The organism is Xanthomarina arctica, assembly GCF_014638915.1.
Classification (GTDB): domain Bacteria; phylum Bacteroidota; class Bacteroidia; order Flavobacteriales; family Flavobacteriaceae; genus Xanthomarina; species Xanthomarina arctica.
Genome location: NZ_BMFQ01000003.1, coordinates 807,061 through 832,597 on the forward strand (window position 1 = coordinate 807,061; position 25,537 = coordinate 832,597).

18 protein-coding genes are annotated in these 25,537 nt (G+C 33.3%); 14 read left to right on the plus strand and 4 right to left on the minus strand.

Annotated features, from left to right (window positions below; translation table 11 throughout):
- The first annotated feature begins 82 nt into the window (after positions 1–82).
- Complete coding sequence (locus tag IEV77_RS14810; protein ID WP_188466171.1) at positions 83–2,380, plus strand: hypothetical protein; 2,298 nt, start codon at positions 83–85, stop codon at positions 2,378–2,380.
- 94 nt (positions 2,381–2,474) lie between these two features.
- Here IEV77_RS14810 and IEV77_RS14815 read toward each other — a convergent pair whose 3' ends face one another.
- A complete protein-coding gene (locus IEV77_RS14815) occupies positions 2,475–3,947 on the minus strand; it encodes a T9SS type A sorting domain-containing protein (RefSeq protein WP_188466173.1) in 1,473 nt (490 codons plus the stop codon).
- 193 nt (positions 3,948–4,140) lie between these two features.
- On the minus strand, positions 4,141–5,190 hold the full coding sequence (locus IEV77_RS14820; protein ID WP_188466175.1) for a flavin-containing monooxygenase: 1,050 nt from the start codon (positions 5,188–5,190) through the stop codon (positions 4,141–4,143).
- Positions 5,191–5,508: 318 nt separating this feature from the next.
- Between IEV77_RS14820 and IEV77_RS14825 the strand changes: the two genes are divergently transcribed.
- From IEV77_RS14825 to IEV77_RS14850, 6 genes are all read left to right on the plus strand, one after another.
- A complete protein-coding gene (locus IEV77_RS14825; protein ID WP_188466177.1) occupies positions 5,509–6,870 on the plus strand; it encodes an acyl-CoA dehydrogenase family protein in 1,362 nt (453 codons plus the stop codon).
- 236 nt (positions 6,871–7,106) lie between these two features.
- On the plus strand, positions 7,107–7,889 hold the full coding sequence (locus IEV77_RS14830; protein ID WP_188466179.1) for a tyrosine-protein phosphatase: 783 nt from the start codon (positions 7,107–7,109) through the stop codon (positions 7,887–7,889).
- 25 nt (positions 7,890–7,914) lie between these two features.
- Positions 7,915–8,901 (plus strand): DUF7064 domain-containing protein, encoded by a 987-nt coding sequence (locus IEV77_RS14835; protein WP_188466181.1) that lies wholly within the window; start codon positions 7,915–7,917, stop codon positions 8,899–8,901.
- Positions 8,891–11,239: a PEP/pyruvate-binding domain-containing protein gene (locus tag IEV77_RS14840; RefSeq protein WP_188466183.1), complete on the plus strand. Its 2,349-nt coding sequence runs from the start codon at positions 8,891–8,893 to the stop codon at positions 11,237–11,239. Before IEV77_RS14835 ends, IEV77_RS14840 begins: the two co-directional genes overlap by 11 nt.
- 178 nt (positions 11,240–11,417) lie before the next feature.
- The gene (locus IEV77_RS14845) at positions 11,418–13,235 is read left to right on the plus strand and encodes an FAD/NAD(P)-binding protein (protein WP_229736682.1); all 1,818 of its coding nucleotides are present in this window, start codon (positions 11,418–11,420) and stop codon (positions 13,233–13,235) included.
- Between the two features lie 185 nt (positions 13,236–13,420).
- Entirely contained in the window at positions 13,421–15,553 is a 2,133-nt protein-coding gene (locus IEV77_RS14850; protein ID WP_188466185.1) for a catalase, read from the plus strand.
- 139 nt (positions 15,554–15,692) lie between these two features.
- Here IEV77_RS14850 and IEV77_RS14855 read toward each other — a convergent pair whose 3' ends face one another.
- Positions 15,693–16,211, minus strand: a complete 519-nt coding sequence (locus IEV77_RS14855) for a DUF421 domain-containing protein (RefSeq protein WP_188466187.1) — start codon at positions 16,209–16,211, stop codon at positions 15,693–15,695.
- A gap of 231 nt (positions 16,212–16,442) precedes the next feature.
- Here IEV77_RS14855 and gntA point away from each other — a divergent pair, with 231 nt between their 5' ends.
- The 6 genes from gntA (at position 16,443) to IEV77_RS14880 (ending at position 21,886) form a co-directional block, all read left to right on the plus strand.
- Complete coding sequence (gntA, locus tag IEV77_RS14860) at positions 16,443–17,129, plus strand: guanitoxin biosynthesis heme-dependent pre-guanitoxin N-hydroxylase GntA (RefSeq protein ID WP_188466189.1); 687 nt, start codon at positions 16,443–16,445, stop codon at positions 17,127–17,129.
- The gene (locus tag IEV77_RS14865; protein ID WP_188466191.1) at positions 17,126–17,722 is read left to right on the plus strand and encodes a DUF1989 domain-containing protein; all 597 of its coding nucleotides are present in this window, start codon (positions 17,126–17,128) and stop codon (positions 17,720–17,722) included. Before gntA ends, IEV77_RS14865 begins: the two co-directional genes overlap by 4 nt.
- Positions 17,723–17,842: 120 nt before the next feature.
- Positions 17,843–18,325, plus strand: coding sequence for a YciE/YciF ferroxidase family protein (locus tag IEV77_RS14870; protein ID WP_188466193.1), 483 nt, complete (start codon positions 17,843–17,845; stop codon positions 18,323–18,325).
- 17 nt (positions 18,326–18,342) lie between these two features.
- Positions 18,343–18,477: a hypothetical protein gene (locus IEV77_RS17570; protein WP_262891663.1), complete on the plus strand. Its 135-nt coding sequence runs from the start codon at positions 18,343–18,345 to the stop codon at positions 18,475–18,477.
- A gap of 333 nt (positions 18,478–18,810) precedes the next feature.
- Positions 18,811–20,655, plus strand: coding sequence for a PLP-dependent aminotransferase family protein (locus IEV77_RS14875; RefSeq protein ID WP_188466194.1), 1,845 nt, complete (start codon positions 18,811–18,813; stop codon positions 20,653–20,655).
- Between the two features lie 256 nt (positions 20,656–20,911).
- Entirely contained in the window at positions 20,912–21,886 is a 975-nt protein-coding gene (locus IEV77_RS14880) for a Fic family protein (protein ID WP_188466265.1), read from the plus strand.
- Positions 21,887–21,963: 77 nt separating this feature from the next.
- On the opposite strand, the gene IEV77_RS14885 is transcribed toward IEV77_RS14880, so the two are convergent.
- Complete coding sequence (locus IEV77_RS14885; protein WP_188466196.1) at positions 21,964–23,853, minus strand: B12-binding domain-containing radical SAM protein; 1,890 nt, start codon at positions 23,851–23,853, stop codon at positions 21,964–21,966.
- 218 nt (positions 23,854–24,071) lie between these two features.
- On the opposite strand from IEV77_RS14885, the gene IEV77_RS14890 reads away from it, so the two are divergent.
- Positions 24,072–25,280 (plus strand): tyrosine-type recombinase/integrase, encoded by a 1,209-nt coding sequence (locus tag IEV77_RS14890; protein ID WP_188466198.1) that lies wholly within the window; start codon positions 24,072–24,074, stop codon positions 25,278–25,280.
- Positions 25,281–25,537 lie beyond the last annotated feature (257 nt).

The following is a 25,537-nucleotide window of genomic DNA, read 5'->3' on the forward strand; positions in this document are numbered from 1 at the left end:
GATCAGTTTTATATAATTCTGATTAATTAGCTTAGAAAATAATATTAAATTTGAATATATAAAAAATTATAATCTAATAAAAATGAAAAAGTTAGCACTAAGTCTATTAGCATTTTTGGCTATTTTAGCCCACGTTTTTTCGCAAGAAATTCTTTGGCCAAAAGAGTTATCCCAAGGAGACTCCACATTATCCGCTTACCAACCACAAGTTGAAAGTTGGGACAATCATGAGATTTTAGATTTTAGAATGGCATTTAAACTTTCACCTTCTGGTGGAAAAGATATTGTTGGTGTCGTTTATTTAAATGCAGCAACCGATGTCAATACAATAACTCACGAAGTTTTAATAAAAGACATGCAATTTATTAAGGCAGATTTCCCTTCAATGAGCGCAGATTCTGTTCAAATAATGTCTAAAGTGGTACGTGAATTTATGACCCCTGATAAAACCTTAAACATTTCTTTAGAACAAATTGTTGCGAGCACCCCTAAAACAGCGCCAAAGAAAACTGTTGATGTAAATAATACACCTCCAGTTATTTTATACAGTTATAAGCCTACGGTTTTACTTCAATTAGACGGAGAAGCTGTAAAATCGCCTGTAACCTCATCTAATAAAACATTAGAGTATGTTATAAATTCTAATTTTCCTTTATTTTTTGATTCTACAAGTTCCTCATATTTTGTTTATGATGGTTTAGAATGGCAAAAAAGCTCCGCTGTTAATGGCCCGTGGACATTCACTAATAACTTACCAAACTCTTTAGACACACTTTCAAACAATTCAAACTGGTCACATCTAAAAGATGCCCTTCCTCCTGTTTCTAAAGCGAATAAAAAAATACCTCAAATTTTTTACTCAGATAAAACGGCTGTCCTTATTTTATTTGAAGGCACTCCGGTTTATTCAGAAATTCAGGAAACCACTTTAAAATATGCTACGAACACTGATAGTGATGTGTTTTTTAGTAGCACAACAAACAATTACTATTATTTAGCCTCAGGACGTTGGTTTAGTGCTTCAAATTTGGAAGGACCTTGGACTTATGCTTCTAATAACTTACCTAAAGATTTTTCAAATATTCCTACAACAAGTCCAGCGGCATCCATTTTAGCTCATGTTCCAGGAACAGATGAAGCTGCAGATGCCATTATGATTGCTGAAATCCCAACAAAAATTCAGATAAATGGTGTTGAAGCTGCAAGCAAGCTAGACATTAAATACTCTGGGAAGCCAGAATTTAAGGCTATTGATGATACAGAATTAGAATATGCCGTAAATACAACCGATAAAGTTATTGAAGTATCCAACGAATCTTATTATGCATGTGTCGATGGTGTTTGGTTTGATTCTACAACAGCAGAAGGACCTTGGCAGGCGGCAGCTACTATACCACAAGCCATTTATGAGATGCCTGCAAATTCTCCAGTGTATAATGTGACTTATGTAACTCAAACAGTTTCTCCTGACGGTATGGTTAATTCAAGTTATACTGCAGGATATGAAGGCGTTTATGTTACAAATACAGGTGTTGGCGCTGTAGTGATGTATGGATCTGGGTACTATTATCCACCTTATTATTATTATCCTCCAATGGGTTACCCTTTATATTTTGGTTTAGCAATGACTTATGGTTGTTATGCTTATCATCCGTATTATTATGGAGGTGTAGCTTATCACTCTTCATATAATTCTGTTACTGGGGCTTATGGTCATGGGGTAACAGCATACGGTCCTTATGGCAGTGCATCAGCTGGTAGAGGTTATAATCCTTCAACAGGAACTTATTCAAGAGGAGCATCAGCAACAAATGGCGCGTATTCCAGAGGCGCTGGACAAGCATACAATCCTTACACTGGAGCTAGCGCAGGAACACGACAATTTTCAAATCCTAATGGAACAGCAGGTGCTAGTAGAATTACTTCAGGAGATGGTAAAACGGCATATACTGGACATATAACGTCTAACTCTGGTGCGGAAGTGGCAGGAAAAGTTGGAGGCGTTGGTTCTGCGAGAGTTGGAGAAAGTGCTAGTGGAGATATGTACGCTTCTAAAAATGGTAATGTATATCAGAAATCTGCAAATGGCTGGGAAAATTCTAATATGAACGGCGATAATTTTGATAAAAACAACTCTAGCGATCATCAGTTTGATGGTGATAACGGCGGAAATAATTTGTCTGGGAATAGAAGTGAATCATCGCAAATGAATGATTTGGACAATGAATTTCAAAACAGACAAAGAGGCGCTACCCAAGCTCAACAATTTGGAGGAAGATCTGGATTTAGCGGAAGCTATGGCGGTGGCGGTGGCTTTGGCGGTAGTTTTGGTGGCGGAAGAGGCTTTGGTGGCGGTGGCGGTTTTGGAGGTAGAAGATAACCTCTTTTAAACCAGCTCTACAATCTTCACATAAATTCAATAAAAAAAGCTCCACTAAAAGGTGGAGCTTTTCATTAATATAGATTTAAAAAAACTATTTAACTACTAGCTTTTTTATAGTTCTATTATTAGCACCATTCAATTCCAAGATATAAATACCAGAATTCAATTCAAGATACATCTCATTAGTACCTGGCTGAAGTTTTTTCTCCATGATTAATTTCCCATCAATGCTGTATACATTCATTGTTTCAAACAAAGTATTGTTGGACAAATATAATTGTCCGTTAGTAGGATTAGGATAAATTGACACGGCGTTTAATTGCGATTCCTCAACACTTAAGAACCCACAATTAACTGGATCGAAGGTTACCAAACCTAATGAGCCAATATCGTTTTGATGTACAATTACTGCTTCAGCATCTGCTAGCGTGTTTGGCAAATTGTCTTCATCCCAACAATTATTCATCGCCATTATTGGATTAGGAGTATTGTTGTAAAGCGCATAAATAACGCCTCCGTTACCATTGTTAGAAAAAGCGTTTTGCCCAACATTATCAGCACCATCACCTAAATTGATAGATGCCTCGCCAATAACGGTAATTCCCCATAGATTACCACTTATTTGGTTACCACTTGCAATAACTTCCATTCCTGCTGAAGACGTATTTAAAGAAATACCACTTCCTCCTAAATTAGGACTTCCTTGGGTGTTATTATCTTCTATTGTATTATTTCTAATATAAGCAAACGAATTGTTTCCTAAAATTGTAAGACCATAACGGTTGTCAATAATGATATTATCGTCAATAACTGCGTTGATATTTCCAGCTACAAAATTAGATATAGCAATACCTCCTACCATATTCAAAGCACGATCACCCTTAATGGTATTTTGAATAATTTGTATAGGTTCTTCCACCATGGTCGACCCTATGTTAATTTGAGGTCGGTTAGAATTTTCTTGATTGTTCCCTTCAATATAATTATTAAAAATGTAAGGAGACACAGCACTATTGGCAGCAGAACTAATGGCTGCTGTTTGATTAAAGCTAATAGTATTATTAGTAATTTGCGCCATCCCTCTGGAAAGTGAAATAACACCACTAGTAGCTACACCAGACACATTATTAGTAACCACACAATTGTTAATGGTAAACGTTTCCGTTAGAACGCGTAAGCCACCTCCATATTCTATAGTAGAATTTTGAATGTTGATTTCTGAGAACTCTTCAAAACGAAAACCTTCAAAAGGAGCATTTATATCAATAGCTGTAAAAATAACATTATCTGCATCTACGTTAAAAGTTCCAAAAACGGTAATCAAAATATCTGCCCCAATTTCTAAAGTCAAATCAGAATCAATTAGTAAAATATCTGTTTCAGAAATTGTAAGATTCCCTACTAAAGTATAAGTGTTTCCTGTAACTGATATAGTAGATGGGCTTTCCATAACAAGGTCATCCAAAGAATAAGTTAAACCAGTATCTGGTGTCGTGTAATCTTGCGCCGAAAGTATCCCAAAGACACAAATGGTTGCAAAGAAATTAAGTAATAGTTTTTTCATAAAATTGTAGTTTTTAAATTTCTATAAAATTAGAAAATATTGATAGCAATGACTGTTAAAAATTTTTTTTTCACTAGAATACGAAAGGTAATCCACTGTTGTTACTTATATAATAATAGAGGAAGAATGTTCAAACTAATTTATTCTGAACGAAGTACAAAGGTATAAATGAATCTAAAAAACTATATTAAAATTATTTTTTACCTTTCTTACTTATCATATTGGCCAAATAATTGGCGTCTTTCGAGACCCCTCCTAATGTTGCCGATCCACGGGTAAACATCCATGGCAAGCCAATAAAGTACAACCCTTTAATATTACTAACCCCTCTATAATTTTTAGGATAACTATCTGCATCCAATTCCAAACCTTCTATCCAACTAAAATTTGGACGATACCCAGTTGCCCACACAATATTTTTAATGGTAGTTATTTTTTTAGTTTCAAAAATAATCTTGTCGTTTAAGGCATCTTTTGTTCTTCCTACAGGAATGACGTTGGTTCTAGAAAGAATTTCCTTAACATCTGTTCCAATAACTGGTTGCGTAGAAGAATTAATTTTTTTCCCTATCCAACTATACTTGCTATAGCTTAAAAACCCGACCAATGTAAACCACCACCATAATGTTTTTCCTAAAAAATTCTGAGGTAAAGATTTTACATCGGTATCTCCAGAGAAATAGACCGTTCTAGATGCGTCTTTGGAAATTTCGTTCAAAATTTGATATCCAGAATCGCCACCCCCAACTACCAACGCATCTCCTTCCTGTAATTGATGCACACCTTTATAATAATTACTGTGCATTTGAAGTATCTCTGCTGATGCTTTAGTATGACAAGGCGGTGTATAAGGAATATGAAATGGTCCTGTAGCTACAATAACATTTTTGGTTTTAATTTCGCCATTTTTATGACTAACATAAAAACCTTTTTCTGCTTTGCGTACCGATGTAACTAAGGTGTTTAATTGCACAGGAATTTCAAATGTATCGACATACAATTTAAAATAATTGGCAACCTCTATTTTAGTTGGATAATGTCCTTTGGGAGCATCAAATTTCAGGCCTGGAAGATGATTGTATTCTGTTGGAGTAAACAGTTTTAAAGAATCCCATCTATTCAACCAGGAAGCACCAATTTCTTCTTCGCCATCAACAACTATAAACTTTTTATTCATTATTTTCAAATGATAAGCCATAGCTAACCCTGCTTGCGCACCACCAATCACCACATAATCCAACATCTTTTTCTTAATTAGAATTCTTTACAAAAATAGCCACAAAAGGAAGAACAATCAGTGTTTATATTAATTTAAAAGCTTTTTTCATTCTAAACTTCACTAATCTTATTGAACATAAACCTGAGAATTAAATTGCCAGTAGCAACTATAAATTAGATTTCAAAATAGGATAAACTTTTACCCAAATAACAGATGTTCATTTTTTATTATGAAAATTACTATATTTAGAGCACGCTCATTTTTAAAGTAACTTCGGAATAAGTTAAGCATGAGAGTATAATTTGAAAAAAAATATTATCCAAAAAATCATAAATAAATCCTATGGAACTCTTCAAGAAAATAAAACAAATTACCCATTTAATGAAACAAATAGATTTCAAAGAATTGGGAGAAATTTCAGAAAAAATAGATTTACCTAAAATCATGAAATCCGTAGGTGAATTAGACGATAATCAACTTAAAGGCTTAATGAAAATGCTTACTGAAAAAGCAAAAAAAGGACAGCACAAGTTACCTCCCATCGATGGTGACTTTTATGATTACGATTTAAAATTAAGTCAAGAACAACGAGATATTCAAATGAAAGTTCGTGGCTTTATGGAAACTGAAATTGATCCAATTGCAAATCATTATTGGAATAAAGCAGAATTTCCAATGGAAATCATTCCAAAAATGGCTGCCTTAAATATTTGTGGTGTGGCTTACGAAGGATATGGTTGTCCTAATCTACCTTTTCTTATGGAAGGTATTATTGCTGAAGAATTAGCACGTGTTGATGTTTCCATTTCCACCTTTTTCGGGGTTCATAGCGGCCTTGCCATGGGCTCAATATACCTTTGCGGCAGTGAAGAACAAAAACAAGAATGGCTTCCAAAAATGCAAAAAATGGAAGCTATTGGAGCCTTTGGTCTAACCGAACCTAATGTAGGTAGTGGCGTTGCAGGTGGCATGGAAACCACCTGTCAGAAAGTTGGTGATGAATGGATTTTAAACGGACAAAAAAAATGGATAGGTAACGCTACTTTTGCAGATGTTATTATTATTTGGGCTAGAGATGTAGATGACAACCAAGCTAAAGGATTCCTAATGCGAAAAGGAAATCCTGGTTATAAAGCAGAAAAAATTGAAAATAAAATGGCTTTACGGACGGTACAAAATGCTCTGATTACCATAACCGATTGTAAAATACCTGAAGGAGACCGATTGCAAAAAGCAAATTCTTTTAGAGATACAGCCAAAGTTTTACGAATGACGCGTGCTGGTGTTGCTTGGCAAGCATTAGGCTGTGCCAGAGGCGCTTATGAGAGTGCTTTAAAATACACTAAAAAGCGTGAACAGTTTGGAAAGCCTATTGCAAAGTTTCAGCTCATTCAAAATCATTTGGTGGAAATGCTTGCAAATCTTACAGCTATGAAAGCCATGGTTTTTCGTCTTTCAGAATTACAAGATCAAGGATTATTAACTGATGAACATGCTTCGCTAGCTAAAGTATTTTGCTCCATGCGTACCAGAGATGTGGTAAGTCGTGCGCGTGAAGTTATGGGTGGTAACGGTATTTTATTAGAATATGATGTGGCTCGTTTTGTTGCAGATGCAGAAGCTATTTATTCTTATGAAGGCACTAAAGAGATCAACTCATTAATTGTAGGTAGAGCCATTACTGGTTATAGCGCGTTTGTTTAAACAGGTAATTAATATTCTGAGACAACTGATAGCCAAATAATTAAAAAGTGTTCTCAAAACAATTTAAGCTTTAAGAATAAATGCAATTAATTTATATAAAAAAATAATAATCCTTTTATCTTTAGGCTTTAAAATATCCAAAATGTTTCATCTCAACATCGGGCTGAAGAATCGATTCATTCTTCAGTCTCATATCATTTTTAGAATGGAACATTTGCGAAATATTAACGCTATTCATGAATAACAATTCCATATTTAAAAGTCAACCTAATTTTCGCGATTTAGGTGGCGTACATACTAAATCAGGTCAAAAAGTAAAGGAAAACAGTATATTTCGATCGAGTTTTTTAGGAAAGATGGACGAAAATGAATTGTTCATATTAAAAGATTTAAATGTAGGAGAAATTCTTGACTTAAGAACCTCGCAGGAAATTGACCTTATTGGAAAAGGAGATTATCCAGAAAGTATCAACTATCAGAACATTCCTCTAAACGCTGGAAACATTACCAAATCTCTGATTCCCATATTTACAAAAGGAGAATTTCATTTATTAGATTCCAACATCTTGGAACAAATCTATTTCGATCTTATCACAAAATTCACAACGGAATTAGCTTCTATTTACAGAGAAATCCTCAATGCCAATAATGGAATTATTTACCACTGCAGTCATGGTAAAGATAGAACTGGAATTATAAGTGCTTTACTCCTAGACTTTTTTGAAGTAGACAGAAAACACATTTATTCAGACTACCTAATGTCAAATGAATTCTTAAAAAAATCCAATGACTACCAACTTCAAATGATTAAGGATAATTTTTCCAAACAATTTAATAGAGAAGTTTCCGAAGAGGAATTTGCTCCTGTAAAATCACTTTTCTATGTCCATGAAGGTATATTGAAAAACATTTTTGAATATATAGATAAAACACATGGCTCAGTAAGAAATTATTTCCAAAGTGAATTAGGGCTCAATGAAGAAGAAATTGAATTATTAAAATCAAAATATTTAGAATAAGATGTTTACAGGATTTAAATATAAAATGATTAAAAAGAAACTTTTAAAGAGAGATATAGAACTCATCCCTTTAGAAGAAATAGAACAAAAACACAAAGATCCTTCGCAAGAATTATTTAATGATTCCTCTTATTTTAACGGAATTTCGGATGATGGTTCTTACTTTTTTGTAAGACAAAGTTTTAGAACCACCAGAGGAAATGAATTCTGGCTAGAAGTCTTTTTTCCAGATTTAGGCTTGTTACGTTTAAAGCAACATCCAGGCGAGGAAGGTGAAGGATTTCAATTAGGTGCCTTACGTTTTGACCCTGTAAAATTAGGAACTGAGTGGAACGTTTCCTTTCAAGGGGAAATGGATTTGGATGGCACTTCAAAAAAAGTCAAAATTGATTTACATTTTACGGCAGAAACACCAATTATAGATTTTCAGAATGCTATGATTGTAGATGCTACTGCAAAAGCAATTGCCAAAGCCAAATGGTCGAGATCGTTTTTTGAAAAACTAAAAGATTCTAAAAAGCAACATTTTGAACAAGGTGGCCGTATAAAAGGAACGATAGAAATTGAGGGAGATTCAAGACCAGTCGATTTCTCTTCTATGCGTGACCATAGTTGGGGAATTCGTAAATGGGGTGGATGGAAACGTCATGTTTGGATGTGTGGCATGATGGAAAATAAACAGTGCTTTAACGTTGCCATGGTTCAATATGATTATATGGGACAATTATCTGCTGGCTTCGTCACAGAGGGAGAACAAATCCATTATTTAAGAGAATTTCCAACCATTGAAGAGTTTGCTAGTAATCCGCTATTTCCCGATACCTTAGACCTTAAATTTAAATATTCCGATGGAAAAGAATATCATTTAATATGCGATCGCAAAGCATTTGTCCCTTATAATATGGACGACGAATATCATATTAATGAAGGTGTTTCTTTTGGAACGCTAAATGGAATTCCAATAAAAATGGTTACAGAATTTGGATTCAACCCGTCTCACTATGATATATAAATTTAATGAAATAAAAGGCGATCTTCCTATTGGAGGAAAGGCTAAAGGTCTAGGTTTATTACATCAAAAAGGCTTTACAATCCCTCAGTTTTTAGTGATTACACTTGAAGGTCGCGATTCTTTTTTCGAAAATCCTGAAGCTCATTATTCATGGATGTCGGAGGCAAATAAAGCGGTTCGATCTAGTGGTTTACGAGAAGATGGAGAAAATCAATCTTTCGCAGGTCAATTTGAATCTTATCTAAATCTAAAAAGTTCTACAGAAATCGTTCAAGCCGTAAAAGATTGTATTGCTTCTGGAGAAACTGATCGTGTTAAAACATATGATTCAGACCTTCAAAAAGAGAATCATGTGGCCGTTATTATTCAAGAAATGATAGATGCCAAATATGCAGGTGTCGCGTTTTCTGCAGATCCCGTATCCGGAAGAAGAGATTTGTCCATTATCAATATTGTTGAAGGATTAGGAGATAAATTAGTTGATGGAAAAGCAGAACCTGAACAGATTGAAATTAATAAGTACGCAAAGAAAGATTTTGATTTTAAATCAAAATTGGCTTCAAAAGCTATTCTTCAAGAGCTAAACGAGGGCTTAATTCAACTTAAAAATGAATTGGGGCATGAAGTCGATGTGGAATGGGCTGTAGACCAAAACGATAAACTGTATTGGTTGCAAGTTAGACCCATTACAACACTTTCAAACGTACATCCCAATGAGTTAGACTCCAAGCTAGCTAATGATGACGAGATTTTAACAAGAGCAAATATTGGCGAAATGATGCCTGGCCATTTAACGCCGCTTTCATTATCTACCTTTGGAAAAGCAATTGAATATGGCATTCAAGACTTTTACATGCAATGTGGAGTTCAAAAGAAAATTATTGATGAACATCTAAACATCAAATACTTTTACAATCATGGTTTTATAAGTTTAACTGGGCTTTATGCCATTTCCGATTACATACTATTACCAAAGAATGAATACATAGAATACAGTATTCTAGGTAGAGAATTAGATAAGAAATCTCCAGGAAACCCGAAAGGTAAATTCACCCAAATTAGAAATCAGGTGAAGCAGTTTCGTTATTTTGGGAAAGCTAAAAAAAGATTAAAAAAATTACAGGAGATGTGTGAAGACATCCATCAACCTGAGAATTTGAATATTGAAGAATTGTATGGTTGGGTTGATGGTCAATTACACAATCTAAACCTAGCTTATAGTTATCATTATTGTACCTCAGGGAAATCTGGAAGTCAATATTCTGCACTAATAAGTGTGATTAGTGGTGGACCAAAACCAAGCCCAGAAAGCAATACTTATGCGTCTCATTTTTTAGGAAATATTGAAGGTATAGTTGGCGCAGATTCTATTCAGCAACTTAAAAATCTTGCAAAAGAGATTTCAATGGTTATTCCTAATATTGAAAATATAGATGATGCTACTTTACTAAACACAATACAAACGAACCAAGGAACACTTGGGGAAACTTATAAGAAATTTATTCAAGAACATGGACACAGATGTGTTCGAGAAGCTGAAATGGCCGAAAAAGATTGGTCTCAGGAACCTATGAAATTAATTCCTGTCTTAAGAAACATTGTAAAAACTGGCCAGTTTGAAACTCATATAAAAGCATTTGATATGGAAGACGCCTTATCAAAACTTCCTAAGATGAAAAGCGTCAATAAGCTTATTATTAAAAAATTAGCAAATACAACAAGAGAGGCTATTGCTATGCGAGAGATGAGTAAATCGTCTGCCATCAAATTTCAACAGAAATTAAAATTTGCTTATTTAGATTTAGCTGAAAAATTAAAAGAGAAAGGATTTATTACCGATGACGCAGATTTGTTCTACCTAACTCATAAAGAAATTGGGTTGCTTATAGATGAAAAGTTAGATCATGCTTCACGATTAATAACTGATCGTAAACGACTGAATCATGTTTACGCCAAAATGAATTTCAGTGAAGTTTATTATGGTCATCCATATCCTGTAAACAGCCAATCTTCTGAAGGCACAAACCAAGGAACCGTTGTTAGTCAAGGACAGGTTACCGGTAAAATAAAAGTCGTACGAAGTCTAGAAGAAGCCGATAAGCTTGAAAAAGGAGACATCATGGTTTGCCAATACACAGATATTGGATGGTCGCCTTATTTCGCTATTATTGGAGGCATTATTACAGAAATTGGGTCTCCTTTAAGTCATGGCGCCGTGGTAGCCAGAGAATATGGCATTCCTGCCATTGTAAATATGCATGGAGCTATGGAGAAATTCACAGATAATGAAACCGTAGAAATCAATACAGATTTGGAAGAATTTATTAAAAAGATTTAAATTTTATTTTCCTAATTAACTTAGGTTAGGTGTTGAAAACCAATAAACTAACTTGTAGCCACAATTATGTTTGCTCAATTTAATACGTTCATTAAATGAGCAAAAATCTCTATTATTTGGATTAACAGGATATCCAGTCCATTACTAACTTTACTACTTATAAAAACTAAGGAAAGTAATGGATCATAAAATGGAAAAACTTAGCTTAGCTATAATTGGCTCTGGCGCAACCGCTCTTTATTCTCTTAAACATATTTTGGACCATTCAGATGTGTTAAAGCACCAATTCACCCATATTTCTATCTTTGAAAAAGGCGCTAAAATGGGTTATGGAATGCCATATAATCCAGTTACTACTGATAAATACAATTTATCCAATATTTCGTCGGAAGAAATCCCTATGTTATTTCAAACATTTGCCGATTGGCTTCGAAACCAAAATAAAGAAGACTTAAAAAAATGGCATATAACTAGTTTACCCATTCAAGATTCTGAAGTTTATAGTCGTATAGCCTTGGGCGAATATTTTCATGCACAATTTCATGTATTAATAGATAAACTTAGAAAAATAGGTTTTCAGGTGGATACATTTGTTAATCAGGAGATAATTGATATCCGAGTAAAAAATAAAACAACTATAGAACTTATTGGAAATAAAACTAAATTCAATGTTTCAAAAGTTGTAATAGCCACAGGACATCATTTACAAACTAAAGATAAGCCAGAATCTGGTTATTATGAAACGCCATGGCCCATACATAAAATTATACCCAAAAAAAACCAATACTATAATTTCGAAATAGGGATTTTAGGAGCTTCTTTAAGTGCTTTTGATGTGGTTACTTCTTTAGCCCATAGACATGGAAAATTCACTAAAACTAACAATGGTTTAAAATTTCAACTTCACAAAAATTCCGAAAACTTTAGAATGACTTTACATGCCGCAGAAGGTTGGCTGCCACATTTACAATATGAACAAGTTGAGCCATTTCGTGAAATATACAGGCATGCTACTCGCGAGAAAATCCTTTCGCTTCGCAATGACAGTGGCTATTTAAGAATTGATACGTTTTTTAATAACATATGCAAACCAGCATTGCAAAAAGCTTTTAAGAAAGACAAGAATAACAAAATGGCAAAAATGCTATCCGAATCTCATTTGGACTTTAAAGAATTTATAAATATCATGGCCGAAAATCATGAATATATAAATTCGTTTCAAGGCATGAAAAAAGAAATGATTCCAGCTAAAGACTCTGTTGAAAACAATAATCCGATTCATTGGATGGAAACTTTAGACGATTTAATGTACTGTTTAAATTTTCATGCTGAAATGATGCCTGCAGAAGACCATTTATTTTTCAAAAAAGAGATAAAACCGTTTTTAATGAATGTTATTGCGGCATTACCCTTAAGTTCCGCAAAAATTCTTTTAGCACTCTATGATGCGGAAGTCGTGGATTTAATTCCTGGAAAAGTTGAGATTCTTCAAGATTCAAATTCGAAAGAAATGACAAAAATTAAAATTTCTACAGCAGATGAGACCAAACTAAAATCATACAATTTATTTATCAACTGTTCCGGCAGCGATCAGGTAGAAATTGAAAATTATCTATTTAAATCTTTGGTTACATCTGGAATGGTAAGGAAGGCACAAAGCAAATTTGCAACAGTAAAAAACATATCCCAAATAGACACCTCTGTAAACCTCAGTACTGTATTCTCTAATAATAATGAGCTGTTTTTAAACATTGGAGGCATAGACATTGATAGTGCCTATCATATTATTGGAACCAATGGCGAAACTACTTCTAGAATTCAAGATCTCTCATTTCCACATACTTTTGGTTGCAGGCCTTACTCCTATGGTTTACAAGCTTGTTATGCTACAAGTGCTATCGTTGTCGATTCGTGGTTAACATTGGAACCTAACACGAATCAAGTTAAAACCATAAATGAAATTTCCAATATTTATGTGAAGGATGAAGATTTATAAGACGAGTTGGTAAACTCGAAATATTCATAAAAAAAACTTCGCTATCAATCTAACTAAGTTCTAAATAATAAACTTTTATTAATACAGCCATAAAAAAACCTAAATGCGTTAATTAAAAATACTGACCATCAGTAAATTAGATTCAAATTTTGAAAACATCAATTAAATTCTAATATTTTAATTCCATGGCCAACAAGAACACACCAGAGAATCAGAAAACCAAAGATCTTAAGCAATTTGAAAAAGATGCCACAGATAAGGTTATGACCACTAATCAAGGATTAAAAGTAAATGATACTAATAATTCTTTAAAGGCTGGAGAAAGAGGCTCTACCCTATTGGAAGACTTTTTACTTCGAGAAAAAATAACTCATTTTGATCATGAACGCATTCCAGAACGCATTGTTCATGCTAGGGGAAGTGGTGCGCATGGGTATTTTGAATTATATGAAAGCATTGAAAAATATAGCAAAGCCGGCATTTTTACAGACATTAACAGAAAAACACCTGTATTCGTTAGATTTTCAACGGTTGCTGGCTCCAAAGGATCGCCAGATTTAGCGAGAGATGTTCGCGGTTTTGCAGTAAAATTTTATACGCAAGAAGGCACTTGGGATTTAGTTGGAAACAATATGCCTGTTTTTTTTATTCAAGATGCCATGAAGTTTCCAGATTTAGTACACGCTGTAAAACCAGAACCTAATAAGGAAATCCCACAAGCGGCCTCAGCCCACGACACTTTTTACGATTTTGTATCTCATACAACCGAAACCCTTCACAATCAGATTTGGGCCATGAGCGATCGCGCAATTCCACGTAGTTTACGTATGATGGAAGGATTCGGAATTCACACCTTCAGATTGATTAATGACAAAGGCGAATCTCATTTTGTAAAATTCCATTGGAAACCAAAATTAGGGGTACATTCTGTTACTTGGGACGAAGCTGTTAAAATAAATGGTGCAGATTCAGATTTTCACAGACGTGATTTATGGGATGCTATCGATGCCGGACACTATCCTGAATGGGAATTTGGAATACAAGTCGTTGCACAAGAGGACGAACACAAATTTGAATTTGATTTATTGGATCCTACCAAACTTATTCCAGAAGAAATCGTTCCTGTTCAGATAATTGGAAAAATGACATTGAACAGAAATCCAGAAAACTTTTTTGCCGAAACAGAGCAGGTCGCTTTCCTTCCAGGGCATATAGTTCCTGGAATTGATTTCACCAATGATCCTTTACTACAAGGTCGTTTATTTTCTTATAGAGACACACAATTATCTAGATTAGGAAGTCCAAATTTTCATCAAATCCCTATTAACAGACCTGTTGGAGAAGTACATAACAACCAGAGAGATGGACACATGCAAATGGATATTCCTAAAGGACAGACGGCTTATTTCCCAAATTCTATAGGTGGCGGATGTCCTCATTTAGCGAAAATGGCTGAAGGCGCATTTCATTCATATGAAGAGCGTATTGATGCTAAAAAGATAAGAACAAGAAGTGAAAGCTTCAATGATCATTTTTCGCAACCTGCCTTATTCTTTAGAAGTTTGGCCAAATGGGAAAAACAGCATGTTACCGATGCTTATATTTTTGAACTTGGCAAATGCAATCATAAACATATTAAGGAGCGTATGCTTTGGCTTATCGCACAAATTGACAGCACCTTAGCAGAAGATGTCGCTAAAGGGTTGGGATTAAAAATTCCGAAACAAATTGAGCAACCAATTAATCAAGCTATTGGTGCAGATGCTGATGTAAAAAAACATCAACCACCTGCAAAGAAAAATTACTTAGATAGCGATCCTGCCTTAAGTCAAGCCAATACCAAGTTTGATAGCATTCAAACCCGACAAATAGCAGTTTTAGTAGCTAATGGTTTTTCTATGAGCGATTATAAATCCAAGAAACAAGCCTTTGAAAAAGAAGGTGCCATGGTTAAACTAATTGCGCCTCATGGAGGCACCGTAATCTGCAACGAGAATATGGAGCACGAAATTGATGCGTCTATAATGACCACAGAAAGTGTTTTATTTGATGCCATTTATATTCCAGGAGGTAAAAAATCCATTCAAGAACTTTTAGGACAAGCTAAATTCAAGAAATTTATAAATGAAGCTTTCAAGCATTGTAAAACCATCGCGGCAGATCATGAAGGTGAAGAATTATTGGATAGCACTTTTGTTGCAGATTATAAAGATGATAAGGCTGTTTTAATAAATGAAAATCCTAAAGCGATTATAACATCTATTGCAAAACATAGAAATTGGGACAGAATAGAGATAGCTAATAAAGTTCCAGCTTAACGAAGCTTTAGAATTTAAAAATAATCTCTATAGCTATTCCATTTAAAAAGAAAAAAGTGAGAATCAAAAAACAATGCTACCGTAAAAAAATTCTTAAACAGTTCATTTTAAATTACGTCTTTTATTGTTTTTTAGGATGTTAGATATTTACACCTTGTGTATCCACATCTTTAAACATTCGTGGTTCGACACTTTTTTCTTTATCATTATGAATTACTGATACATCTCCCGTGCTTTCAAAAATCACAGCTTTAACCTCCGAAAATTTATGAACGTTGGCTTCTCTTAACTTTGCAATAAGATCATTCTCGCCAACATTACAACGTTTCATTCTATCCTGCAATATTTTTCCATTCCACATTATTATTTGAGGTTTGTTCGTAAATATTTTTTTAAAAAAATCATTCTTGCGTACCAGCAGTGAAAATACAGTTTGTAAACTAATAATACTGATGAGCACAATTCCTCCCTTTAATAAAGAATAATCATTGTTCAAAATAATAGAGGCTAGTACCGAACCAACTGCAATGGTTGAAGCAAAATCAATACTTGACATTTTAGCAAACGTCCTGAGTCCAAATATTCTCGTGATTATAATTATTATAGAAAAAACTCCTAATACGGATAATACCAACCAAATAGATTCTTGTAAAGTCATAATTAAATTATTAATTGTGTTACTAAATTTATTCAAAAAGCAAAAAAGTTCTTAATGCTTTTAAGTAAAATATGTGCTTATTTAGTTTTTAACTAATCGCAAATACCCGAGATTCACAAGACTTATATGAGATAAACTTAAAATCGATAGAGCAAAATGTAGTGGACCATCTGTATTAATTTTGAATTTTTAGAACTCCCCATATTCTATAAATTATTAAAAAATTATACTATGGAAACTATATTTTCAAAACAATCGGAGATAAAAAAATCAATTGAATTAGAATATAAAAATTTTATTTTAGAGAAAAAACATCCCTGCATCATGGCAAAAACGTTGTTTATGATGGAAGATTATCATTTAAATATTTATGAATCTTTAGAAAATGATATCGATTTAAAAAAACTTTTACATGACTTAGAAGTTTATATAAATCAATATGATTTCGACTCCAATAAATTCGAATCCTTTATAGCCGTTTTTAAAAACAGTAATTATAATACAGAAATGGCGTTTGAAAAAGCCATGTGGAACGGGCTTCAGAAATTACATGAATTAGATGATTGCGAATGGGATTCAACAGTAAGTAAAAAACCAGATGATCCCAATTTCAGTTTTAGCTTAAAAGGCAAAGCCTTTTATATTGTTGGGCTTCATCCAAATAGTTCCAGATTGGCAAGACAAAGTCCGTATACAACCCTTGTGTTTAACATGCATTGGCAATTTGAGCGCTTGAGGGAAATGAAAACTTATAAAAGCATAAAGAAAAGAATTCGTAAACGCGATAAAAAACTTCAAGGACATATAAATCCTGTTTTAGAAGATTTTGGAAAAGATTCTGAAACAAAGCAGTATAGCGGCCGACACGTAGAACAAAATTGGAAATGTCCTTTCCACTCAAAATCTGAAATGGTATGAAAGCAGTAAATTTAATAGAAAAACAATCTGGAAGAGCTTTTAAACTGAATAAAGGTAATATTCTAACGGTTATTGATCCTGAAGGACAACAGGTAAGTGATATGGTTCTATTTAATATTAACGATCTAAACGAAAAACTCTCTTCAGGAAAATCTCTTGATTTTGAAGAATCTATATTATTAACTAAAGGGAATTTTTTGTGGAGCAATCGCTCAAACAAAATGGTTAAAATTATAGAAGACACCAATGGCCGTAATGATTTTTTATTAGCTCCTTGTAGTAAAGAGACTTTTGAAATTATGTATAAATTCAAAGGCTATCATCCTAGTTGTCTTGAGAATTTACACAAAAACTTAAAACCGTTTGGTATTTTAATTGATGATATTCCTACGGCATTTAATATTTTTATGAATGTCCAGTTTGATGAAAATGGAAAAATCACTGTTCTGCCACCAACATCGAAAGCAGGAGACTATATTCAATTTGAGGCACAAATGGATTTGTTAGTGTGTTTAACATCTTGTTCTGCAGAAGATAGTAATGGTGGATCCTTTAAGACTATTCAATACGTTGTTGAATCCAAACACTTATAAATAAGTATTATTTTTAAAACTATATTTTCTAAATGAATAGCGTTAATATTCATTTTTTTTAGAGTAATTGAATAGTAACTTATTCTGTAATTTTATTGTAATAATAAAAAATACAAAATTATGAAAAACTTAAAAGAATTATTCGAACACCAGTTAAAAGATTTATATAGTGCAGAAAGTCAACTTGTTGATGCGCTACCAAAAATGGTAAAGAAAGCATCGGATTCAAAATTAAAGAAAGCTTTTGAAGATCATTTAGAAGAAACAAAAAATCATAAATCAAGATTGGAAGACATCTGCAATACCCTTGACATTAAGCCAAACGGAGAAAAATGCAAGGCTATGGAAGGTCTTATTAAAGAAGCCGAAGGCTTTATGAAGGAAGCTGAAGGCAATGACGTCATGGATGCTGGTTTAATAGCCGAAGCACAACGTGTAGAACATTATGAAATTTCTGGTTATGGAACAGCCGTTCGTTTCGCTAAAGAATTAGGTCATGATGATATTGCATCTAAATTACAAAAGACTTTGGATGAAGAATACAACGCGGATAATAAACTGGATACTTTGGCTGAAGGAAGGTTGAATAAAAAAGCAAAATAATTAAAAAAAATAGCATTATGGCAACAGATAGAAAAAATCCAAAAACTGAGCACGAGAAGAAACTTCATCAAAATGCAACGGATGAAAAAGGACCTCAGAAAAAAGACCATTACAATCAATATGGAAAACAAGGTGAAGATCGTAAAAAGTAATTCCATACAAGAAAGTTAACAATATATAAATTTTATTTAGTAAAATCTCAGGTTAAAAATAATCTGAGATTTTTTTTTCATCTGAACAACAAATCTAATTATCGTATTTAATCATTTTCAATCCGTTACTAATCATGAAACAACTGTCTATTTCGCGTTCTTATTAAAAGGAATTTCTGCTTGTAACTATAAAGTCCTTCTTTATAAAACCCTTATTTTTAAACATACTTTTTTCATATAAAACGCCTTCAAACTTCAAATAACAAAACCGTTTATAATTCTATAAAAAAATCTAATTTCTGTATCTTGCAGACCTATTTAAAGTTAAAAACTATGGAAGCAAGTAACATGCTAAATTATATTAAAGAAGTCTTAGAAAATATGCCCACTGGCTGGTTAAGTACAACAACCCACCGACTAGATATTTACGACGAAAAATTGGCTAAAACCCAATTCTTAGAGCAGTTTGAAACCTTATTTAAAAATAACAATTCAGAATCAACGGCACTAAATGAATTACCAACTGCCTACGACTATATTAGATTAGGACACCCATTGTCTTGTGTCCTAGAATGGGGAATTGCCAACCTAAACCATTTAAAATCGGAAAATGTTATCAGTTTTTCATCCAAGACAGTTCCGGTTTTAGCCATCTTAAGAAAAAACTTATTAGATAATAAAAACACTCAAATTGTATATAAAGACAAATTACCAACGTGTTTCGATGCTGAAGTTATAAAGTCTGTTTACGGATATACCTTTGAATTAAAGAAAGTTGAGAAAATAGAAGATATTGTCCCATTTAATGGCAGTACCATTTTTATTTCAGAGGAAGACGGATTTGGAACTGTGGACCTCAACTCAAATATAGATTTTTTCATAAGCCTTTATGAGCATTTAGGAAGTGTTTTAGTTGTGAATGGCGAACAAAATGAAAACTATGTTTCAGATATTCAACATGTAAGAAGAAGAGAAACTATTGCCATGACACCAGCGGATTGCCTTACTGCTTTAAACGCTTTAGTGGCTCAAACTTCTATCGCATTTCATGAAAATAATCTTGAAGCCAACAAAAAATCGGTTTTAAACTCGATTAATAAAATTACAAATACCACAACAAAAGCATTAGTTGCTTCGAGTGGTTTATCTATTCAGTATGCCATTTTAATGGGTTTAATTCACGATGCCAGAGAAAATCATCCAGGAAAAGCCATCAAGATAATTGTTCCTCCAAATTGTTATGGAGGTACAAATGATCAAGCAAGACGTGTTGCCGCCTGTCTAGATAATGTAGAAATAGTGGATTTATTAGTAGATGGCGATAACGACATGGTTCAAAGTATTGACACCGTTTTAACAGCCATTGCCAAAGAAGATGCCGTTCCTTATATTATTGCCGAAATTCCAACAAATCCTCGAGTTGAAGTTCCCGATCTTAATCAATTAAAGGCTGTTTTAAGCAAACCTCGAAAAACTGAAACTGGTATTTTTGCTATTGATCCTGTTTTTATATTAGATCAAACGTTTTGTCCTAATGTTCATTTTTTAGGAGACGAAGACATTCTCTCGGCGGTTAGAACTATTTCATTTGCTAGTGGATCTAAATTCCCTAGTGGTGGACAATGTACTGCTGGTTACTGCGTGGGAAATAAAAAAACAAATGCATTAATGGAAAAAATAGACATGCATTTAGCACTTTGCGATAATGAAGCTACAGACCTTCAATATGACATTTTAGCTAAACAATTACCGTCTATGAATCAAAGAATTATAGATGCATATAAAAACACTCGTGAATTTGTAAACTTCATTCATGATACGTTACCAGGAGCGAAAATAAATTTTGTTTCAGAAGAATTGGCATCACAAGGATTTACACCTTCTGTTTTTTCATTAGATCTTCCTACAGAAGGAAATACAGCTGAAGAAAAAGAAGCACATAAACGCGCATTGAATTTGAAATTGATTCATTTAATGATAACTAGAATCCCTAATGAAAGTAAGTTCTGTGTCAGTTACGGTCAATTAAAAGGCTGTTATTGGACCATTCCTGCAACATCTACTCAAGGCACAACTAAAGAAGGCGACAAGGACTACATTGTTCGTGCATCTCTTTCTCCAGATTTAGATCTTGAGCTTCATAAAAAAGTCTTTTTAGATTTTGTTGAAATGATATAATATTATTGGGAGGCTTGAAATTAGCCTCCCAATTTATTTTTATTATTAGATTATTTTATTTAGAACGATCAACAATAGCATAAACAAAAAATGTCATCAGAAATTAGAGAGCTATAAAACTATCATTCTTCCGACCATACCTACTTTCCTCATTTTTAAGACTCAAAGTAAAACTAAGCTATTAAAAAAGAAGTTCTCAATTCACTTTTAAAGATAAATGATTGTATCTTTGATAGCATCAAATGATAGCATCAAAATGAATCCTCCTTACGAAATAACTCCAAAAATTTTAAATTTAATTACTTCTATTTCAGAAAAAATTGGGGAAATAAACGCAAATTACTTAAATAAACCTTCTCCAAAATTAAGAAAGCAGAATAGAATTAAAACGATTCACTCTTCTTTAAAAATTGAAGGTAATACTTTAACAGAGGAACAAATAACGGCACTTCTTGAAAAGAAAAGAATTATTGGACCCAAAAAAGATATTCTAGAAGTTTTAAATGCAATCGAGATTTATGAGAATTTAGAAAAATACAAGCCCAACGACGAAAAATCTTTTTTTAAAGCACATCAAAGTTTAATGAGGAACCTTATGGAAGGTCCTGGGAAATACAGAAAACAAAGTGTTGGCATTATAAAAGGCTCCATTATAGAACACTTAGCGCCACCATTTGAAAATGTCCCCTATTTAATGAAAGATCTTTTTAAATACTTGCAAAGCTCTGAAGAAATTGAATTAATAAAAAGCTGTGTTTTTCATTATGAAATGGAATTCATTCACCCTTTTTTAGATGGAAATGGTAGAATGGGAAGGTTATGGCAGACTATAATATTAATGGAAAAATATCCGATTTTTGAATTTCTGCCTTTCGAAACAATGATTAGTAACGACCAAGAACACTATTACAAGGCATTAGCTGCAAGTGACAAATCTGGAAAGTCAACAAAATTCATTGAATACATGCTAAATGTAATTGACGTTTCAATGAATGACCTAATGGATTTTAATAATAGAACTTTAACCGAGCAAAATAGACTTGAATATTTTGTTTCGATAAATAAGAAAGCGTTTTCAAGAAAAGATTATATGAACGTTTTTAAAGATATTTCTTCATCAACGGCAAGTAGGGATTTGAAAAAAGGTTTGAAATTAAACTTATTTAAAAAATTGGGTGAAAACAATAAAACAACATACAAAATAAGTCCTAATAACAATGGCTTAAAATAGTCCAGATAAACAGGACGTTCTAGAGAATTACTTTGTACAAGATTTCTGGCTAATTTAGAAATGCTTGGACTTTCACCTTAATCTAATACAGCTACTTTTTTCTCTTCACCTTTAAATAAGAAACTTTCGATTAAGCCTTCAGGATGACTCGTTTTTAAAACAGGAAAGTCAAACCAATGTTGCATGTCTTTATTAAATCCGGCGTTATTTAAATAAGAATTTAATGCCAAGTTTAAACCCTTGGTATATTTAGGATGATCGGCTCCTTGAGGATCTTCATGATACAAATCGTTTTGAGCAAATCCTTCAAAAACAGGACCCGTTACTTTTATTCCAAAGGTTTCCGGATTCTGACCAATGGGACTATGAATGGTGGTCGTAAATTGATGCCAATAAGCAGACTGAATACAATTTCTTTCAAACAATTGTTTTACAACTTCTAAAGAATCAATAGTTTCTTGTTCAGTTTCGGTAGGAAATCCATACATTAAATAAGCATGAACCATGATGTTATTTTCAGAGAAATTATGAGTTACTCTAGTAACTTGAGCTATATCCACGCCTTTTTTCATTTTAGACAACAATCTGTCTGAAGCAACCTCCAAACCCCCAGTTACTGCAATACAACCGGATTGTGCCATTAGTTGACATAATTCAAAAGTAAACGTTTTTTCGAATCGGATATTTGTCCACCAAGTAATTTTTAGATTTCTCTCTATCAGTTTTTCGGATAAAGCTCGTAGCATTTTAGGTGGCGCAGCTTCATCTACAAAATGAAAACCTGTTATGCCTGTATCCTTAATTATTTTTTCAATTTTATTTACTAAATCGTCTGCCGTGGTGTTTTGGTAATTGCCAATATAATCCAAAGTCACATCGCAAAAAGAACATTGTTTCCAGTAACAACCATGAGAGATTGTCAACTTATTCCATCTGGCATCTGTCCACATACGATGCATGGGATTTACAACATCCAAAAAAGACACATACTTATCAAAAGGTAGCCCAGAATAATCTGGAGCAGGTAAATTTCTATGATGATAAATGGTATTTGGGATTTTATTCTTGTAAACCACCTGATTATTTTCGAGGACAAAAGTTCTTTCTAATTCGTCTATTGAAATTTCACCTTCAAGAAATTGTACCATTTTTAATAAAGGCCCTTCCCCGTCGTCTAAGGAAATAAAATCGACAAATTCAAAAATTCTTGGATCCTCGAGAGAACGTAATTCAGTGTTACAATAGCCACCACCAAAAGCCACATGAATATCAGGAAACAGCTGTTTTACAAATTGAGAACATCTTAAAGCGGCAAACAAATTTCCTGGAAAAGGGATTGTAAAGCAAACTAAATTTGGTTCATGCATTTCAATCTGCTCTACTAAAATATCCAGCATTTTCACTTCGATAAGTGTTGGCTGATAGCTTAAAAAATCGTCTAACTGATCGAAACTACTTGCTGATGTAGCAATTTGCTCGGCATATTTAGTAAATGCAAAAAAATCGTCGACATTGGCTTGAATAAAGTCGCCAATTTCTTCAATAAAAAGAGTTCCATAATGTTTTGCTTTATCGATAACACCTATATCGCCAGCTTCCCATTTAATTCCATTATTCACATTTTTAAGTCTATGACCTAATGGCAAAAAATTGGGTTCTAAAATTTTAATTGCTGTTTTAACATCCTGTTTCTGAAGAAATCCAAGAACCACATCAACACTAGAAATGTACTGATCCTTCATTTTACGAACCTCAGGATAATGGAAATTCTCCAAATCTTCAGCTTCTTGAAAAATAGAACTTAGAAAATCGTCTGTAAAAATAGCTGTGAAGAGTTCAATACTTAAATCGCAATGCGAAACAGAGATCTCTTTTTCTTCCAAAAAACCTTTCAGATAAGCAGTGGCCGGATAAGCCGTATTTAACTGCGTAAAAGGCGGTGTAATAAAAAGGATTTTGGATTGCATGATGCAAAGATAGAATTCTTCACAAAGAAATTGATTGAATTAGTACTCTTTTATATATAGTTAAACTAATTACAGCCTTTCTGAAACCTATGTTATTAAGTTAAGGCGCATAAATAATATCAATAGCTTGAAATATGTTGTAAGCATTCGTAAAATTCAGATAATCATTATAATAGAAATTTGAGAAATTTTATTTAACTTTAATAAATTCAACCATTATGAAAATTACAGTTACTTTAAAACCACTTCTTCATAAGAACCATAGCCAAATAGCTATTGATTTTCCATTTAGCGACAGTACAAAAGATTACATTAAAAAATTTAATGGTGTTACATGGAGCGCTACAAATAAGACGTATTATGTATCGCACAGCGATCAAACCTTACATTTCCTTTTTTCATATTTACAAAAAGGAGGATATTATATAAACTATAGTGCTTTAAAACTTATAAAAAAAGCACCGGAATCACCTACAAGCAAAATAAAACCACCAGATAAATTAAGCTTATTTAAGGAGTTGACTTTGGACCAAAAAAAACTATTAAAAGAGTATGTTACTTATTTACGCGGAAAACGACTTAGCGAAAGTACGGTTTCCTCTTACGGCTATTTTATTCTTCGTTTTTTACACCATCATAAAAACTTAGATAAAACAAATTGGAATACTAGAAGCCTGGAGAGTTTTATGGAAGAAATAATTACAAAAGAATTTTATAGCATAAGTAGTCACCGGCAATGCATAAGTAGTTTTAAGCATTTTACAGCATTTTGCGAGTTAGATAATTTTGATGCAACAAATTTTGCACGTCCAAAAAAAAGCAATTTTTTACCAACCATTTTATCTAAAGAAGCCATAATAGATTTATTACAAGTAACAAAAAACCTAAAACATCGGGCGATATTAGGGTTACTTTACTCGGGAGGACTTAGAATAGGAGAGCTTTTAAATTTGAAATTAAACAATTTGGATATAGACAGAAGTCAGATACATATACAACAAGGAAAAGGCCGGAAAGATCGTGTTGTGGTTATGAGTGAAGTTATTAAACCGCTTTTATTAAATTACATTCAAACTTATAGACCTGCAGTATATGTTATTGAAGGGCGCGATGGCGGTTTATATTCGGCCAGTAGTATTAGAAATTTCTTAAAGCAGTCTTGCAAATTAGCGGGGATCCATAAGGTTGTGACACCGCACACTTTAAGACATAGTTATGCCACACACATGTTAGAAAACGGGATAGATTTACGTTATATACAGGAGTTATTAGGACATGTTAAACCAGAGACTACCATGATTTATACGCATGTGGCACAAAAAAACATCATGCAAATACGCAATCCGTTGGATGTTATAGTTGAGGAGCTAAGGTTAAAAGACAAAGGCAACAATAAAGTGTTGATATCCCGCAATTATAACCCTTAATTAGCTATATTTGAGTTTATATAACGAGTTATCTATAAGTTACTCACCAACAAAAATTATTGGAAAATCTATAAGTCTGAACTTCCAATAAGGGAATAATTACTCAGATGAATAATGTAATCTGAAAAACGTTACGGATTGGATTCTGTTTGATTTTATAAACTAAGATTGAAAAGCTTGCGTTTATCGTTACGACTGAATTACACGCAGAAAAACCAATCTGAGCTAATCTGACAGTAGAAATGTATCATTGCGCT

Excerpts from the sequence above, each read along its gene's own strand:
- IEV77_RS14875 (WP_188466194.1), top strand. The coding sequence starts at position 18,811 with ATGGAAGCAAGTAACATGCTAAATTATATTAAAGAAGTCTTAGAAAAT.
- IEV77_RS14845 (WP_229736682.1), top strand. The coding sequence starts at position 11,418 with ATGGATCATAAAATGGAAAAACTTAGCTTAGCTATAATTGGCTCTGGC.
- IEV77_RS14865 (WP_188466191.1), top strand. The coding sequence starts at position 17,126 with ATGAAAGCAGTAAATTTAATAGAAAAACAATCTGGAAGAGCTTTTAAA.
- IEV77_RS14850 (WP_188466185.1), top strand. The coding sequence starts at position 13,421 with ATGGCCAACAAGAACACACCAGAGAATCAGAAAACCAAAGATCTTAAG.
- IEV77_RS14815 (WP_188466173.1), bottom strand. The coding sequence starts at position 3,947 with ATGAAAAAACTATTACTTAATTTCTTTGCAACCATTTGTGTCTTTGGG.
- IEV77_RS14840 (WP_188466183.1), top strand. The coding sequence starts at position 8,891 with ATGATATATAAATTTAATGAAATAAAAGGCGATCTTCCTATTGGAGGA.
- IEV77_RS14885 (WP_188466196.1), bottom strand. The coding sequence starts at position 23,853 with ATGCAATCCAAAATCCTTTTTATTACACCGCCTTTTACGCAGTTAAAT.
- IEV77_RS14870 (WP_188466193.1), top strand. The coding sequence starts at position 17,843 with ATGAAAAACTTAAAAGAATTATTCGAACACCAGTTAAAAGATTTATAT.
- gntA (WP_188466189.1), top strand. The coding sequence starts at position 16,443 with ATGGAAACTATATTTTCAAAACAATCGGAGATAAAAAAATCAATTGAA.
- IEV77_RS14880 (WP_188466265.1), top strand. The coding sequence starts at position 20,912 with ATGAATCCTCCTTACGAAATAACTCCAAAAATTTTAAATTTAATTACT.
- IEV77_RS14820 (WP_188466175.1), bottom strand. The coding sequence starts at position 5,190 with ATGTTGGATTATGTGGTGATTGGTGGTGCGCAAGCAGGGTTAGCTATG.
- IEV77_RS14855 (WP_188466187.1), bottom strand. The coding sequence starts at position 16,211 with ATGACTTTACAAGAATCTATTTGGTTGGTATTATCCGTATTAGGAGTT.
- IEV77_RS14830 (WP_188466179.1), top strand. The coding sequence starts at position 7,107 with ATGAATAACAATTCCATATTTAAAAGTCAACCTAATTTTCGCGATTTA.
- IEV77_RS14835 (WP_188466181.1), top strand. The coding sequence starts at position 7,915 with ATGATTAAAAAGAAACTTTTAAAGAGAGATATAGAACTCATCCCTTTA.
- IEV77_RS14890 (WP_188466198.1), top strand. The coding sequence starts at position 24,072 with ATGAAAATTACAGTTACTTTAAAACCACTTCTTCATAAGAACCATAGC.
- IEV77_RS14825 (WP_188466177.1), top strand. The coding sequence starts at position 5,509 with ATGGAACTCTTCAAGAAAATAAAACAAATTACCCATTTAATGAAACAA.
- IEV77_RS17570 (WP_262891663.1), top strand. The coding sequence starts at position 18,343 with ATGGCAACAGATAGAAAAAATCCAAAAACTGAGCACGAGAAGAAACTT.
- IEV77_RS14810 (WP_188466171.1), top strand. The coding sequence starts at position 83 with ATGAAAAAGTTAGCACTAAGTCTATTAGCATTTTTGGCTATTTTAGCC.